General features: G+C 51.1%; 14 protein-coding genes. 10 read left to right on the top strand and 4 right to left on the bottom strand.

Features of this window, described 5'->3' with window-relative positions:
* Positions 1–19: 19 nt before the first annotated feature.
* On the top strand, positions 20–1864 hold the full coding sequence (gene typA / locus EVJ29_RS05355) for a translational GTPase TypA (protein WP_070327588.1): 1845 nt from the start codon (positions 20–22) through the stop codon (positions 1862–1864).
* Positions 1865–1966: 102 nt separating this feature from the next.
* Positions 1967–2299 carry a YlaH-like family protein gene (locus EVJ29_RS05350; protein ID WP_070327587.1) on the top strand — a complete coding sequence of 111 codons (333 nt, stop codon included), beginning with the start codon at positions 1967–1969 and terminating at the stop codon, positions 2297–2299.
* A 36-nt stretch (positions 2300–2335) separates the two neighbouring features.
* Here EVJ29_RS05350 and EVJ29_RS05345 read toward each other — a convergent pair whose 3' ends face one another.
* Positions 2336–2536, bottom strand: coding sequence for a YlaI family protein (locus tag EVJ29_RS05345; protein ID WP_083273976.1), 201 nt, complete (start codon positions 2534–2536; stop codon positions 2336–2338).
* Positions 2537–2649: 113 nt separating this feature from the next.
* On the opposite strand from EVJ29_RS05345, the gene EVJ29_RS05340 reads away from it, so the two are divergent.
* Both EVJ29_RS05340 and EVJ29_RS05335 read left to right on the top strand, forming a co-directional pair.
* Positions 2650–3099 (top strand): hypothetical protein, encoded by a 450-nt coding sequence (locus EVJ29_RS05340; RefSeq protein WP_070327586.1) that lies wholly within the window; start codon positions 2650–2652, stop codon positions 3097–3099.
* Between the two features lie 32 nt (positions 3100–3131).
* Entirely contained in the window at positions 3132–4448 is a 1317-nt protein-coding gene (locus tag EVJ29_RS05335; protein ID WP_016509526.1) for a PhoH family protein, read from the top strand.
* Between the two features lie 361 nt (positions 4449–4809).
* Here EVJ29_RS05335 and EVJ29_RS05330 read toward each other — a convergent pair whose 3' ends face one another.
* Positions 4810–6009 carry a multidrug efflux MFS transporter gene (locus EVJ29_RS05330; protein WP_070327957.1) on the bottom strand — a complete coding sequence of 400 codons (1200 nt, stop codon included), beginning with the start codon at positions 6007–6009 and terminating at the stop codon, positions 4810–4812.
* Positions 6010–6156: 147 nt separating this feature from the next.
* Positions 6157–6624 (bottom strand): hypothetical protein, encoded by a 468-nt coding sequence (locus EVJ29_RS05325; protein WP_070327585.1) that lies wholly within the window; start codon positions 6622–6624, stop codon positions 6157–6159.
* A 172-nt stretch (positions 6625–6796) separates the two neighbouring features.
* Here EVJ29_RS05325 and EVJ29_RS05320 point away from each other — a divergent pair, with 172 nt between their 5' ends.
* The 4 genes from EVJ29_RS05320 to EVJ29_RS05305 all read left to right on the top strand — a co-directional run bounded on the left by EVJ29_RS05320 (position 6797) and on the right by EVJ29_RS05305 (position 13282).
* A complete protein-coding gene (locus tag EVJ29_RS05320) occupies positions 6797–7075 on the top strand; it encodes a YlaN family protein (protein ID WP_070327584.1) in 279 nt (92 codons plus the stop codon).
* An 86-nt stretch (positions 7076–7161) separates the two neighbouring features.
* Positions 7162–8397 (top strand): FtsW/RodA/SpoVE family cell cycle protein, encoded by a 1236-nt coding sequence (locus tag EVJ29_RS05315; protein WP_131504778.1) that lies wholly within the window; start codon positions 7162–7164, stop codon positions 8395–8397.
* A gap of 26 nt (positions 8398–8423) precedes the next feature.
* Positions 8424–11873 carry a pyruvate carboxylase gene (locus EVJ29_RS05310; RefSeq protein ID WP_131465354.1) on the top strand — a complete coding sequence of 1150 codons (3450 nt, stop codon included), beginning with the start codon at positions 8424–8426 and terminating at the stop codon, positions 11871–11873.
* 53 nt (positions 11874–11926) lie between these two features.
* The gene (locus EVJ29_RS05305) at positions 11927–13282 is read left to right on the top strand and encodes a cryptochrome/photolyase family protein (protein ID WP_131504777.1); all 1356 of its coding nucleotides are present in this window, start codon (positions 11927–11929) and stop codon (positions 13280–13282) included.
* 66 nt (positions 13283–13348) lie between these two features.
* Here the strand turns inward: EVJ29_RS05305 and EVJ29_RS05300 are convergent, their stop codons facing one another.
* Positions 13349–14251 carry a COX15/CtaA family protein gene (locus EVJ29_RS05300; protein WP_071399536.1) on the bottom strand — a complete coding sequence of 301 codons (903 nt, stop codon included), beginning with the start codon at positions 14249–14251 and terminating at the stop codon, positions 13349–13351.
* A gap of 333 nt (positions 14252–14584) precedes the next feature.
* Here EVJ29_RS05300 and cyoE point away from each other — a divergent pair, with 333 nt between their 5' ends.
* The gene (cyoE, locus tag EVJ29_RS05295; RefSeq protein WP_070327579.1) at positions 14585–15517 is read left to right on the top strand and encodes a heme o synthase; all 933 of its coding nucleotides are present in this window, start codon (positions 14585–14587) and stop codon (positions 15515–15517) included.
* A gap of 110 nt (positions 15518–15627) precedes the next feature.
* On the top strand, positions 15628–16605 hold the full coding sequence (coxB, locus tag EVJ29_RS05290; protein WP_070327956.1) for a cytochrome c oxidase subunit II: 978 nt from the start codon (positions 15628–15630) through the stop codon (positions 16603–16605).
* Positions 16606–16613: the final 8 nt, after the last annotated feature.

The following is a 16613-nucleotide window of genomic DNA, read 5'->3' as shown; positions in this document are numbered from 1 at the left end:
ATAAGAGAGGAATAACTACATGAATTTAAGAACTAACCTCCGTAACGTAGCCATCATCGCCCACGTTGACCATGGTAAAACAACGTTAGTCGATGAACTATTGAAACAGTCTGGTACTTTCCGGACAAACGAAATGGTAGCAGAGCGCGCCATGGACTCGAACGATATCGAACGTGAGCGCGGGATCACAATCCTCGCTAAAAACACGGCAATCGATTATAAAGATACTCGCATCAACATCGTAGATACGCCAGGACACGCCGACTTCGGTGGTGAAGTTGAGCGGATCATGCGTATGGTTGACGGCGTTATTCTTGTTGTCGATGCACGTGAAGGCTGTATGCCACAAACACGCTTCGTATTGAAGAAAGCACTTGACCAAGGACTTCGCCCGATCGTTGTCGTCAACAAAATCGACAAAGCGATGGTCCGTCCGCTCGACGTCGTCGATGAAGTCGTAGACTTATTGATCGATCTCGGAGCAGATGAAGATCAACTTGAATTCCCTGTCGTCTATACGTCTGCAGTCAGCGGTTCAAGTTCGTTCGATCCTGATCCTGAGAAGCAAGAAGATACAATCACGCACGTACTCGATACGATTCTTGAGAACACACCGGCACCAATCGACAACTCGGATGAGCCGCTTCAGTTTCAAGTCACGATGCTCGACTATGATAACTACCTCGGTCGTATCGGAGTCGGTCGCGTCTTCCGTGGGAAAATCAAAGTCGGAGACCAAGTCTCACTTTGCAAAACGGACGGATCGATCAAACAACTTCGCGTCACGAAGCTATTCGGTTACTTCGGACTCAAACGTGTTGAAATCGAAGAAGCTAAAGCTGGTGACTTGATCGCCATCGCCGGGATGGAAGACATCAACGTCGGTGAAACGGTCACACCGGTCGGTAAAGAAGAGCCGCTTACGCTTCTTCGCATCGATGAGCCAACGCTTCAAATGCGTTTCATGACGAACAACTCTCCATTTGCAGGACGCGAAGGCGATTTCGTGACAGCACGTAAAATCGAAGAGCGTTTGATGAAACAACTTGAGACGGACGTTTCGCTCCGTGTCGAAAACACAGACTCGCCTGACCAATGGGTCGTATCAGGACGTGGTGAACTTCACCTCGGTATCTTGATCGAGAACATGCGTCGCGAAGGGTACGAGATCCAAGTTTCGAAACCACAAGTTATCATCCGTACAGCTGAAGACGGTACGAAAATTGAGCCTTTCGAGCGCGTCATCATCGACGTACCGGAAGAGTACACAGGTTCAGTCATGGAATCGATCGGTCTCCGTAAAGGTGAACTCGCGAACATGAACACGAACGATAACGGTCAAACTCGTATGGAATTTATCGTTCCTTCACGTGGTCTCATCGGATATCGTAACGAGTTCTTGTCGGCGACACGCGGATACGGAATCTTGAACCATACGTTCGAAGAGTATCGTCCGTTCATTCCTGCTGATATCGGCGGTCGCCGTAGCGGTGTCATGGTTTGTATCGAAGCTGGTAAGTCAACGGCTTACTCAATCGGTGCACTCGAAGACCGTGGGACGATCTTCATCGAACCAGGTACAGATGTATACGAAGGTATGATCATCGGTGAATGTAACCGTGACGTCGATCTCGCGATCAACGCCGTCAAAGGGAAACAGTTGACGAACATGCGTGCATCATCGAAAGACTCGACACAAGTCTTGAAACGTCCGCGCGTCTTCTCGCTTGAAGAGTCGCTTACGTTCTTGAACGATGACGAGTACTGCGAAATCACACCGCTCTCGATTCGACTCCGTAAAAAGGTCTTGAACAAGAACGAACGTGAAAAAGCTGACAAGCGTCGTAAACTTGGTAAAGAATAAGTAGAAAAGGGAGCGCCGAGGCGTTCCCTTTTATTTTGATTCGTGTAGAATAGACGTGTAGGAAACAAAGGGGGATTATTTGCCTTGAAAGCTTCTCAAACGATGGACATTACCCAAATCGACGTTCCGTGGATCGCCTCGCTATTAGGTGTCGGCAGTGACGCGAACGACTTTTCGGTCGGCTTTAACGCCTTGATCATCACGGTCATCTTATTGACGTTGCTCGTCTTTAAATTAGGTTTTGCCAAACAACTCGCGTGGTGGAAGGCGCTCATCGTCTACATCATTCTCGCGCTCGGAGCGGGGACGATGGCGCTCGTCTTCTTCACGTGGCCAATCCCGGAAGTATTGCTCGTCATGGCGGTCGTCCTAGCCATTTATCGGGGCCGGCTCTGGTGGAACCGCCGTCAAGACCAAGTCAATGAACCAACCTAAAAAATGGACGTCCCGTTAAAGGGACGTCCATTTTTGTTACCATCTTCGCTTTTGGCGAAACGATGGATATAGGTGGAATTGGCCTGTTGCCGCACGCTCAGCCGTTCGTTCCGTAATGCGTGCATGACATTCTTGGCACATGTACGTTTTAGCAGGTTTATTGCGAAGTCGTTTCGCTTCGAACGACCACGAATCAATCGTATCGACTTTATCACAAAGAGAGCACTTTACGCGCATGGTCTCACCTTCCTCTTCGTTGATTATAGCATGATTTCCAGATAGAAAAGCAGGGAAAGAAGTCATTAAGGGCGAATCCATTTCATATACCCGTTTAAGAAGGAGGGGAGTGCATGGCGAGTAAAGCAACGTTCGAACTTTCCCGGGCGCAACAAGAAACGTTAAACGAGATGCCGTTGACGTTTCTCGTCGCGTTTGATGAAGCGAAGCGGTGGCCGATCACCCACGCCATCAGTTGGGTGCAGGCGACCGATCAACAGACAGTCCGATTTGCCCTGACAAAAAACTCGCATCTCATCACGCTTTTGACAAGCGAAAAGACGGCGGGGCTCATCTTTTTAGAGGACGGTCTCGCTTACAGTGTGACGCTCTCGCACGTCCATGAATTTGAACCGGCTGTAAAACCGGGACTGCACCTGCGTTTTTTTAAAGGTTCGGTCGAAGAAGTCCGCAACATCTCCTTTTACGGGGCGACGTTCGGGCAACCGGACATCGTCAAGACGTACGATATCGAAGCAGCGGAAAAATTGGACCGAGAAGTGAAGGAAAGCTTGAACTCTTGATCACCAACAATTTTCGAGGGGCGGCAAAGCTTATGAAAAAAACGTATGTGCTCGATACGAACGTACTTCTACACGACCCACTCTCACTCTTTCAATTCGATGAGCATGACGTCGTCATCCCGGCCATCGTCCTAGAAGAACTCGATGGAAAAAAACGAAACATGGACGAGCTTGGCCGTAACGCCCGAGAAACGGCGCGTGTGCTTGACCAGCTCCGATCGACCGGCAAACTTCATGACGGGGTGCCGCTCGAGAATGGCGGCCATCTCTTCGTTGAGATCGGTCATGAACATACAGTCGACTTCCCGTTCGACGTCATGACGAATGACAACCGGATTTTGACGGTCGCACTCGGTTTGATGAAACAGTATGAGCATGATCACAACCGGAAAGTCGTGGTCGTCTCAAAAGATATACTGGTCCGTGTCAAAGCGGATGCGATCGGCATCGAAGCCGAAGATTATTTGACAGACCATATCGTCGACACGACGAATTTGTACGCCGGCTATCGCGAGATTGAGGTCGATCAGGCGATAATTGATGAATTCTATCAAGTTCGCCAGCTACCGACGTCGGCTTTTTCAAAAAACCAACTGTACCCGAACTCATTTGTCATCTTAAAGAGTAACGTTTCGAAAGCGAGCGCACTCGCGGTCGTCGATCCGTTACAACCGATCGTTCGACCGTTATCGCTCGACGCCGAGCACGTCTGGGGCATTCATCCGCGGAACGTCCAACAACGAATGGCGCTCGATTTACTACTTCGCGACGATATTCCGTTCGTGACGCTCCTCGGGAAAGCCGGGACCGGGAAGACGCTCCTCGCACTCGCGGCGGGACTTGCCCTCGTCGAGGACGAACGTCGCTTCAACAAGCTCGTCGTGGCGCGTCCGGTCGTGCCGATGGGCAACGACATCGGATACTTGCCGGGTGAGATGGAAGATAAGCTTCGTCCGTGGATGCAGCCGATCTATGACAATCTTGAATTCTTGTTTAATGCCAACTCGAAAGACGAGCTCGGAAATATCCTCGCCGGCATCAAATCGATTCAGCTCGAGGCGCTCACATATATTCGGGGGCGAAGTATGCCGGATCAGTTCATCATCATCGATGAAGCGCAGAACTTGACGAAGCACGAGATCAAGACGATTTTGACCCGGGTCGGGGAGAATTCGAAGATTGTTCTCGTCGGCGATCCGTATCAGATCGATCATCCGTATTTAGATGAATATTCGAACGGGCTCTCGTACGCCGTCGAGCGGTTCAAAGGGCAAAACGTATTCGGTCACGTCCAACTCATCAAAGGCGAACGCTCGTCGCTCGCCCGGTTGGCGGCCGATTTGCTATAGAAATAGACGCCGAGCGTAAGCTCGACGTCTCAGCTTGTTGACCAACATGAACGATATTGCTCGTCTTCCGGCGCCCACGCTTACTGCAGGCAATCCCGGAGCCGCATCGCGACTTGCGTCGCTGCTGGGTCTCCGTCGGATTGCTGTCCTGCAAGAGTCGGGGCGCCATCGGACGAGCAACGCAAACGGTCGCCATCTGGCGACCATTTGTCTTTTTCTGAGGCCCCGACAGTCGAAAGAAAAAGCCCGATTTATGTCGGGCAGTTCACTTCGAGGTCTTCGGACATAAAAAAGACGAACCAGATCGCTATTAGCGACCTGGTTCGTTAACAGCCTGAGACGCCGAGCATGAGTTCGACGTCTATTTTGTGTTTGGGTGGAGCAAAACTTGCACGTTCGCTTTCTCAAGAAACGCGTTCGTCAACATGATCAAACCGGTCACGATGAAGAGCGCAGAGAATCCGAAGTGGGCGACGATTTGGGATCCGAACAACGGTCCGAGCAGGTTGCCCATGAACTGGGCCGACTGATTGTAAGAAAAAATGCGTCCGGTCGCGTGACTCGGTGTATGTTTCCTTAGCAGTGACTGCACAGACGGCATGAGTGCCGCGGTCGCGAAACCAAGGCCGAAACGCAACATGACGAGCTGTGTCGTCGACGTCACGAACGCCTGAGGAATCAAGAACGCGGTATAAATGATGAGCGCCCAAAACAAAATCCGTTCCGGCCCGTGGCGGTCTGACAGCCGCCCGAGATGTTGTGCGGACAGGAGGGCGGCCACCCCCGGCGCTGAAGCGACGATTCCCGCGATGAATGCAAGGGAAGTCGTGTACGGGTTCAGTTCGCGGACGTACAGTGTCAACAGTGGCCCGATTGACTGCGTTGAAAACTGAATTAAAAACGTCGTTAAAAACAAGCTGAAGATGAGTTGGGGATGACGGAGCGAGGCGATGATCGACTTTGTCGAATCAAGTCGCTCGCGCGCCACCGGGACGAAATCTTCTTTCACGAACAGGAGTGTGATTAAAAACGTGACGAAGAGTGCGCTACCGGTAAAGAGAAAAACGGGTCGAAGCCCAATCCAATCTGCGAGCAGTCCACCGATCAATGGACCGAGGAGTCCGCCGGTGATACCACCGGTCGACAACGTGCCGAGCGCCCAGCCGCTTTTCTCTTTTGGTGTCTGTGAGATGACGAGAGTGATGCCGGCCGAGATGAATCCGGAGACAGCACCCATGATGAGTCGTAAACCGACGAGTTGATAAACGTCTTGCACGAAGCCGATCAAGAACATGACGACGGCCATTCCGAGGCTCGCCCGAATCAACATGAGCTTGCGCCCTTTCTGGTCAGCGAGTCGGCCCCAAAGCGGGGAGACAATGGCGGCCACGAGGAAAGTGGCGCCGAAAGCGACGGCGGACCAGGTGACGACGTGGTCAGGGTTGGTCACGCCGAGCTCTTCGATAAATAAGGGCAGGAACGGCAAGACGAGGCTCATCGAGGCGGCCGTCAAGAAGCTGCCGATCCAAACGATGATCAAGTTCTTTTTCCATAAAGGTATCGTAAGCGTCACGACCTTTCTGCATAGAGTATATTTCGATATCACACATGTTACACTTTGTGAAGTAAAAAGTCCAAAAAAAAGACGAACGAGATCGCTGATAGCGACCGCGTTCGTCAACAGCCTGAGACGGCGAGCGCCTTCCCATCAGCCATCCGTTCGGACGACGATATGGTCGACTTGACGAATGATTTGGTTGTTGTAGAGTGCATAGACTGGTCCGTCAGCCAACACTTTTCCATCTTGTGAAAACTGAAGATAAATCGAACCGACTTCGGCGAGCGGGATCGTCAATACCGTCTCCCCATAAAAGCTGACATGCGTCGCCGTATTGAGCGGCTCGGCGTTTTGGAGAAATGGTGCGAACGGCATCGCGAACGAGTCACGAAGCGCAGCGTCTTTATCGGCCCGCGACATCGGCTTATTGTGGTCGACGCGCGTCCCTAGTGTCAATCCGTCGTCCCATGCCTTCCCCATTTTGGCATAGTAGGCGTCTGAATCATTCTCGACGGCCTGGTCGAGTTCGTCGACTTTGCGTTTACGTTCGTCAAAAATCCATACAGTCGGGTCAATCGTCAGCGCGTGACGGACCGCTCCATCTAACGGAAAAATCATTGATACTCCCCCTTAACTAGCGATACAATGTATATTATACAGCTCTTCCGTGCAAAAAGGAAAACTGCGAGAAACACGCTTTGAATCTAGACTGTTCATTGAATTATGATGAAATATAATGTACAGTTGAGTTATGACAAACAGTCTGTCATTGTACGGAGGAGGGGTCGTAGTGGCGACAAATTTGGCTGCAGTCCAACGGGAACAGGCGCTTCACTTGCTTGAAGCAGATGCTGAAAAAATCCGTTGCTTGATTGAGGTACAATTAGAAAACTTGAAAATGCCGAAGTGCCCGCTTTATGAAGAGGTACTTGATACACATATGTTCGGTCTGTCGCGCCAAATCGATTTTGCGGTCCGGCTTGGACTTATTTCAGATGTCGAAGGCAAGCAACTGATCGATTCATTGGAACAAAAGTTATCCGCGCTCGCGGAAGCTTCAGAATTATGAACCTTATACTCAAACTGTGCAGGCGGCGCTGTTTGAGTATTTTTTTATAACGGGTTGCGGATTGCTGTACATAAGGAAGTGAAAACATGAAAACTCGGTTTCGGTACTTTGATTTCTCACTGTTCATTGCGGTGCTCTTGCTCGTTGGGATCAGCTCGATCATGATTTACAGCGCCAGTGTTTGGAATCGTGGGGATTACGCGAACAGCGGCTTGTTTTATCGGCAACTGTTCTATGCAGGGTTCGGGATTGTCGTCTATTTGATCGCGACGATGTTCCGGTATGAAAACTTCCGCAAAAAGAACGTGTTGCGAAGCCTGTATGCGCTCTCGGTCATTCTACTGTTTGTCACTTGGGCGATGCCTCCGCTGAACGGTGCCCGGGCTTGGCTCATTATCGGCGGTTTCACGATCCAACCAATCGAGATCGCTAAGTTTGTGTTAATTTTATTGCTCGCCAACTACTACCATCAGTTATGGAATCGTGAACTGACAGGATGGCCGGGCCGAATCGGCCGTGCGGCGATCGAACGGAAAAAGCTACGCGCCCAAATCGGGGCTTTCTTCATCATCCCGGGTTTGTTCTACTTTTTCCCGTATGCCTTCGTCATAAATGGACAGCCTGACCATGGCGGATTGTTCGTCTTAGGGGTAATTATGTTCATGATGTGGTTAGCTGCCGGGGCCCCGCTTCGCATCATCATCCCGGTGATTATTGCTGGAATTGGTTTTGTTTATGCTATGTATACGTTTGTTTTCACAGATAACCAAGTTAGTCGGATTAACGTCGTCTTCAATCCATTCATGGACCCGGAAGGCTACGGGCACCAACTTCTCATGTCGATCATCTCGATCGTGCATGGGGGATTGACCGGCGTCGGACTTGGGAATAGTTATCAAAAGTATGGCTATTTGCCGGAGCCGGAGACGGACTATATCATGTCGATCATCGCCGAAGAACTTGGCTTTATCGGCGTCCTCGTCGTCTTGGTGTTGCTCTTTTTCATCGCGTTCCGGGCAGTAAATATCGCCAACCATACCGACAGCCATTTTGCGATGTTCGTCTCGTTCGGGATTGCCGCGCAAATCATGGTCCAAACCGGGATCAATATCGGGGCGATGTCGGGCTGGTTCCCGGGTACGGGTGTGACGCTTCCACTCGTCAGTTACGGCGGCACGTCGCTGATCATGACGATGGGAATTCTCGGTGTGCTCAGCAGTATCTCGATGCGTAACCGTCACCGAGAGGCGACACGCCGCGCGGAAATTCGCGAAAAATCAGAAGAAAACGTTCAAAATGCATCACTACATGTAGTAAGGTAAAGATTTATATGTAAACGATTTCCAAAATGGGGGGATTTAGGTTGAAATCAATTAGCAAATTGCTTGTAGCCAACCGTGGAGAGATTGCCATTCGTGTATTTAGGGCAGCCTCAGAATTAGGAATGCGTACTGTCGCCATCTATTCGCAAGAGGATAGTGGATCGTTACATCGTTTTAAAGCCGATGAAGCGTATTTGATCGGTCTCAACAAGAAACCGATCGACGCCTATCTCGACATCGAAGACGTCATTCGAATCGCGAAGCAATCGGGGAGTGACGCGATTCACCCGGGTTACGGTTTCTTATCGGAAAACATTGAACTAGCTCGTCGTTGCCGCGAAGAAGGTATCATCTTCGTCGGACCGGACGAATCGCACCTGCACGCGTTCGGAGATAAAGTTCGGGCTCGTCAAAACGCGATCGCAGCCGGGCTACCGGTCATTCCAGGCTCGAACGGTCCATTGACTTCGTACGAAGACGCGCTCGACTTTGCGAACGTGCATGGTTTCCCGCTCATGGTCAAAGCCTCAATGGGCGGCGGCGGACGCGGTATGCGCGTCATCCGGACCGAGGCTGAGATGAAAGATTTGATTGAACGTGCCAAGTCAGAGGCGAAGCAAGCGTTCGGCTCAGACGAAGTGTACATAGAAAAATTAGTTGAACGTCCGAAGCATATCGAGGTGCAAATTCTCGGGGATGATCACGGGAACATCATCCATTTGTTTGAGCGTGACTGCTCGGTTCAACGTCGTCACCAGAAAGTCGTCGAAGTCGCACCGTGTGTGACGTTGTCGGAGGCGTCTCGTCAAGCAATCTGTGACGCGGCGGTTCAAGTGATGCGTCACGTCGGCTATGTGAACGCAGGGACGGTCGAGTTCCTCGTCACTGAGGATGAGTCGTTCTACTTCATCGAGGTCAACCCACGGATCCAAGTCGAACATACGATCACTGAGATGGTTACTGGGTTCGATATCGTCCAAACACAGCTCATGATCGCCCAAGGCGAGTCGCTTCACGGTGACGTGATTCACATGCCGAAGCAAGAAGATATCAAACTGCTCGGCTATGCGATCCAATCCCGTGTCACGTCGGAAGACCCGGCTAACAACTTCATGCCGGACACAGGGAAAATCATGGCGTATCGTTCGCCAGGCGGTTTTGGGGTTCGTCTCGACGGCGGGAACGCCTATGTCGGGTCTGAAATCTCGCCGTACTACGACTCGCTCCTCGTCAAGCTGTCGACGCATGGGATGACGTTCGAACAAGCGGCAGCGAAGATGGTCCGTAACTTGAACGAGTTCCGGATTCGCGGCATCAAGACGAACATCCCGTTTTTGATCAACGTCATGAAGCACCAAAACTTTATTAGCGGGGACTATAGTACGTCGTTCATCGATGATACACCCGAACTGTTCGTCTTCCCGAAACGGAAAGACCGAGGGACGAAACTCCTCAACTATATCGGGGACGTCACCGTCAACGGATTCCCGGGTGTCGGCTTGAAAGATAAGCCGATCAGCCGCTCGGTCCGAATCCCGCAAAACCTTCCGGCCGAAGCGAAGCCGGGGACGAAACAAATCCTGACAGAACTCGGTCCAGACGGTTTGGCTGACTGGATCAAACGTCAACCAGAGCTGCTCTTGACGGATACGACGATGCGAGACGCCCACCAGTCGCTCCTCGCGACACGGATGCGGACGCAAGACATCTTGAATATCGCCGAGCCGACGAGTAAACTCATGCCAGAACTGTTCTCGGTCGAGGCGTGGGGCGGGGCAACGTTTGACGTCGCCTACCGTTTCCTCTCGGAAGACCCGTGGGTACGTCTCATGCGCCTTCGTGAGAAAATGCCGAACGTCTTGATTCAAATGCTCCTTCGCGGTGCCAACGCCGTCGGGTATAAAAACTATGCTGACAACGTCATCGAGAAGTTCGTCCACGAGGCGGCTTATGCCGGCGTCGACATCTTCCGAATCTTCGACAGCTTGAACAACATTGAATCGATTAAACTCGCGATCGACGCGACGCTGCCGACAGGGAAAGTCGCAGAAGCGGCAATCTGTTACACCGGTGACTTGTATGACGGAAACCGTCCGAAGTATCACTTGCCGTACTACGTCGATCTCGCCAAGCAGCTCGAAGCGAGCGGAGCTCATATTCTTGCGATCAAAGATATGGCTGGCCTCTTAAAACCTGAATCGGCGTATGCGCTCGTGTCGGCACTGAAAGACGCCGTCGACTTGCCGATTCATTTGCACACGCACGACGCTTCGGGGAATGGGATCTTCACTTACGCACGGGCGACTGATGCGGGCGTCGATATCGTCGACGTCGCAGCGAGCTCGATGTCGGGTATGACGTCGCAGCCTTCAGGTGGAAGTTTGATTTACGCACTCGACCATCACGAACGCCAGCCGAAGATCGATGCGAAGCACTACGAAGTCATCAGTGACTACTGGCAAGACGTGCGTCATAACTATGAACCGTTCGAAAGTGACATGCGTGCATCGAATCCATCGGTGTATGAGCATGAGATGCCGGGCGGACAGTATTCGAACTTGCAGCAACAAGCGAAAGCGGTCGGTCTCGGTGACCGCTGGAGTGAAGTGAAGTCGATGTACGCCCGCGTCAACATGTTGTTCGGCGATATCGTCAAAGTGACCCCGTCGTCTAAAGTCGTAGGGGACATGGCACTCTTCATGGTCCAACATAACTTGAGCGAACAGGACGTCATCGAACGAGGAAATCAACTCGATTTCCCAGACTCGGTTGTCGAGATGATGCGCGGTGAGCTCGGGTCGCCTCCAGGAGGGTTCCCGAAAGACGTCCAACAAGCGATTCTCAAAGGTGAGGCGCCGCTCGAGGTCCGTCCGGGTAAACTGATCAAGCCGTACGACTTTGAAGCGGCTCAAACGAAGTTATTTGAGAAGCTCGAACGTCCGGTGACGGACTTTGAACTGCTCGCGAACGCGCTTTATCCGAAAGTGTTCGAGGACTATGTGACCCATACGAACACGTACGGTGACGTCTCGGTGCTTGACACGTTGACGTTCTTCTATGGATTGAACGTCGGCGAGACGATTCAAGTCGAAATCGAGACAGGGAAGACGCTCATCATCAAGCTCGTTCAAGTGAGCGCTGCGAACGAAGACGGAATCCGCCTCGTCTCGTATGAGATGAACGGCGTACCACGTGAAATCGAGATTAAAGACGTCAACGTGAAGTCGGCGACGACGAGCCGACCGAAAGTGGAACGCTCGAATTCGAAACAAGTCGGGGCCTCGATGCCAGGTTCGGTCTTGAAAGTACTCGTCGAACCAGGAAGCCGGGTCCATCGTGGGGAACAACTTCTCGTCACTGAGGCGATGAAGATGGAGACGACGATCCAAGCCGCACAAGACGGTGAGATTAAAGCGATCCATATTAAAGAAGGCGACACAATCCAAAGTGACGACTTGTTGATTGAATTTGTATAATCAAAAGAAGCATAGCCAAGCTATGCTTCTTTTTTAGATAGGGAGTGGGAAAGATGAGACGAGTATGTTGGTTCCGGTCAGATTTTCGATTAAGTGACAACCATATGTTACACCGGGTCTTGAAAGACGCCGCCGATGACGATGACATCGAGTTCGTCTTTTGGCTCAATCCGAAATACTGCGAGCCGTTCGAGACGAGACACGATTATTTTTTCGCGACGATGAAGCAGTTCATGCAGGAGCTCGCCGATCAAGAGATCGGGCTTCGCACCATTGTTGCCAACTCAGCGGAAGCGTTTGTCGAGCAGCTCGGACGACCCGACGCGCTTTATTTTAACGCTGAGTATGTCGAGCCGTTCAAACAACGTGACGATGCGGTCATCGAAGCGCTCGGGGGAGACGTGTTAGTCATCCGTTTACTCGACCGTCATTTATTCGCCCCGAACGCGTTCACGAAAAAAGACGGTACTCCGTATAAAGTGTATACGCCATTCAAAAAAGCGGTGTACGCTGAGACGCCGCCACAACCGTACGACGTCGACGTCGCTCGATTGAAACAACTCGCGACGAAGCAACATGAACTACCTGATGAATTGAAACAGCAGTTTGACCGGTGTGAACGTTCGTGGAAAGCGCTCGGAGAGGAAGCGGCTATGAAACGGTTACGCGATTTTGTGGAACACCGGGTGACGAGTTACGCTGAAGACCGTGACATCCCGGCGATCGCCGGGACGAGCCGGCTGTCACCGTATTTACGGACCGGTGTGTTGTCGATTCGTACGGTCACAGCAGCCGTCCTCGAGGCGCGGCAGTCAACAGGACGTGACACGTATTACGATGAGTTATTGTGGCGCGAGTTCTACTATATGATCATGGTCCAGTTTCCGGGACTGAAAGACCGGCCGTTCAACGATAAATATAAACATCTCGACTGGGAAGACAATGACGATCAGTTTGAGAAATGGTGCCGTGGCGAGACCGGGTATCCGATCGTCGACGCGGCGATGCGTCAATTGAACGAGACCGGTTGGATGCACAACCGGCTCCGGATGATCGTCGCTTCGTTTTTGACGAAACATCTGTTGATCGACTGGCGCAAAGGCGAGCGCTACTTCGAACGGAAGTTGATCGACTACGAGGCCGCCTCGAACATCGGCGGATGGCAATGGGCCGCTTCGGTCGGAACGGACGCCGTGCCGTATTTCCGGATCTTTAATCCGACGATCCAGTCGGAGAAGTTCGACGCGGACGGGACGTTTATCCGCAAATATGTAACCGAGTTGGCTGACGTTGACAGGAAAGCGATCCATTTCCCGGACCCGTCAGATCGGGACGGTTATATCGAACCGATCGTCGATCATAAGGCGGCGCGTGCAAGGGCGCTCGAGCGGTTCAAGGACGTGCAGTGACAAATAGGCATACAAAAAGGAGCGGTCGCCCGCTCCTTTTTGTGATTCGTGATTTAGTTTGATTCGTCAGACCGTTTCTTTTCGAGCTGCGTCTACCGCTCGATTGGTGCTTCGATACGCATGGTACGCCAAGTACGAGATGATCCCGAAGTAGCACGTGATCAAGAAAGCGTGCAAGAGCGGTACATATGTGGCGTGGCCGCCAAGGACGATCCATGCACCCGTGCCGACTTGAAGCATGATGAAGAATAGTGAGGCCCACATGCCCCGTTCGACGAGACGGTTCGTTTCGCGTCGGGCCAAATAAAGGACGTAGAGCGTGTAGAAGACGAGGAGTGCCGCCATGATGCGATGCCCCATTTGAACGTATGATTCGAACGTCCACACGTTTTGCTCACAGATCGGCCAACCGACACAGGCGTATGTCGCACCGAGGTGTCTGACGTAAGCTCCTGTGTAGACGACGACCATCGTGTAAATCGTCAACCCGTACAAGTGAATCTTTAGTTTTTCGGATACCGCTTTGTGTACCCGTTCACCTTCGAATAAAAGAATCGTCAGGATGAGCAGGGACGCAAACGAGACGAGCGAGATCCCGAAATGGAGCGCGAGAATCGCGTCCGACTGTTGCCAGATGACGGCTCCGGCGCCGATGATCGATTGGATCAACATGAAAATGAACGCTAGGAACGCGAACACTTTGACATCGAATCGATTTTTGACGACCGTGAACGTCCAAATCGTCAAGGCGATGATGAGGAGTCCCTCAATCCCTGACACGACGCGGTGACTGTATTCGATCATCGTCTCGACGCTCGGGTTCGTCGGGATCAGTTTCCCGTGACAGAGCGGCCAGTCCGTCCCGCAACCGTCACCTGAGTCGGTTTTCGTAACAGTACCGCCCATGATCAAGACGAGCATCATACCGAGGGTGACGAGGCTTGAGAATAGTGCGAGTTTTTTATGCATTCGTTTCCACCTGCTTTTTGAGAAAAATCACTAGAATTGTGCCTTGTATGTTTTTATTTTTTTCGCCATACTTATTATACGGCTTTAGTCCGGAAAAACGAAACGGAAAAGCTTGCAATCGCTATCAAAATCGTTATCCTAGTATTAGTACAGGAATTTTACTGTGACAATTATCACACGTTCGCCATAAAAAACTCGCTATTTTACAAGCATAAACGACGTATTCTTTTTGGAAATATGGTATCTTTGTAATGAGTTAGGTGTACTTTGTTCATATTGTGTTTTTTCTGTGAAAAGAATACGAGGATTTCGTGATTATGTGGGGGGGTCAGCATGACAAAAGTCAACCCGGGAACAGTGGCAGAAGTAGACTATACAGAATCCGCCGCCTCGTTCCGTGACTATGTTGCTTTGGCAAAAATGGGAATCGTACGCGCTAACCTTTTGTTAGTGTTCGCCGGTTTCTTTGTGGCAACAACATACCAGAGTGACACGCCAGTGCTTTATTTGTTTGAAGTTTGGCCACAGCTCTTATTAACGATGTTAGGAAGCGCGCTCGTCATTTCCGGGAGTTGTTACCTAAACAACTTCGTGGACCGTGATATCGACTACTTGATGGGACGTACAGACAATCGACCGAGTGTCACCGGTAAAATTTCAGGGGAGCGCATTTTACTTCTCGGACTTACGCAACTTGCGGTCGGGACATTGCTTTTATTGATCGTGTCGTACGTAGCAGCAGTCTTCGGTTTAATCGGGGCATTTTTTTATGTCGTTATTTATACGATGTGGCTAAAACGGACACATACGTTGAACACGGTCGTCGGCAGTATCTCCGGAGCGGTTCCACCGCTGATCGGATGGGCCGCGATTGACCCGGCGCTTCATATCGACGCCTGGCTCATGTTCCTCGTCATGTTCTTGTGGCAACCGCCACATTTCCTCGCGCTCGCGATGCGACGCGTTGAGGAATACCGGGCGGCAGGCATTCCGATGCTGCCCGTTGTAAACGGCTTCGCGATCACCAAGCGGCAAATCATTTGGTGGATTGCGACGCTCATTCCAGCATCGCTCTTGTTTATGCATTACGGTACGGTCTACGTGATCATTGCGGCCGGTCTTGGGGGCTACTGGTTATATCTCGGTTTGAAAGGGTTTAAAGCCGAAGATGAGATCAAGTGGGCTAACAAAATGTTCTTTTATTCATTAATTTATTTAGTCGTGTGGATTGTCGCACTCATGCTGACGGCACTGCCTTCGTCATGACGGCACTTTGGTAATCGCACTCACTATATAGAAACCATTGCACATCATTTTGGGAGAAAGTGGGGATTGTTGTGAAATCATTTAAGAAGCTTCTGTTTGGCATCGTCCCGATGATGATGTTCGCGCTGCTATTGTCAGGGTGCGGCGTAGAGGGATTGTCTGCATTGAAGCCGATGGGAGAAGGCGCTGAAATTCAGCTCCGGATCATTCTCATCAGTTTGGCAATCATGCTCTTTGTACTTGTCATCGTAACGGTCATTTACGTGTACGTGCTCATGAAATTCCGTCGGAAAGATGAATCGATTCCGAAGCAAGTGGAAGGTAGCAGCACGCTCGAGATGATTTGGACAGTCGTTCCAATCATCTTGCTCATCATTCTCGCTGTTCCGACAATCACAACGACTGTCGAACTCGCGAAAGCGAAAGAAGCGAAAAAAGAAGAAGAAATTAACGTTACAGCCAACCTGTACTGGTGGGAGTTCGAATATCCGAACGCTGGTGTTGTCACAGGACAAGAACTTGTCATCCCGGTCGGTAAACGGGTCGGTATCAACTTGACATCAAAAGACGTCATTCACTCGTTCTGGGTACCGGCTTTGTCTGGTAAGACGGATACGAACCCAGGGTTAGATAACGAGATGTGGTTGCATGCGAACGAAGCAGGTACGTTCTACGGTAAATGTGCCGAGCTTTGCGGACCATCGCACGCGCTCATGGACTTCAAAGTCATCGCCCTCGAGCAAGCTGATTACGATCAGTGGCTCGAAGACATGAAAGCGAAGCAAGACGAGAACACAGAAAACCTTGTCGCCGACAATCAAAACTTGACGACAGGTGAGCAAGTGTACGTCGAAAGTTGCTTGAGCTGCCACGGTGGCGGTAAAGTCGCGCCGAGCTTGACGAACTTCGGTGACCGCGAGTGGTTGGCGGGTTACCTCGAAAACAACGAAGAAAAGTTGAAAGAATGGATTCGTGATCCACAAGCATTAAAACAAGGCGCGCTCATGCCTGGCTTCAGTGAAGGCCAAATCAGTGATGAAGAGTTAGATGCACTCGTTGACTTCTTGTACGATCAGAAGATTGACTAACGGGAAAA

This window comes from Exiguobacterium sp. SH4S7 (genome assembly GCF_004336795.1).
GTDB lineage: Bacteria > Bacillota > Bacilli > Exiguobacteriales > Exiguobacteriaceae > Exiguobacterium > Exiguobacterium aurantiacum_A.
Note: the sequence above shows the minus strand (reverse complement) of the source record. Positions and strands in the feature narration are given on the sequence as shown.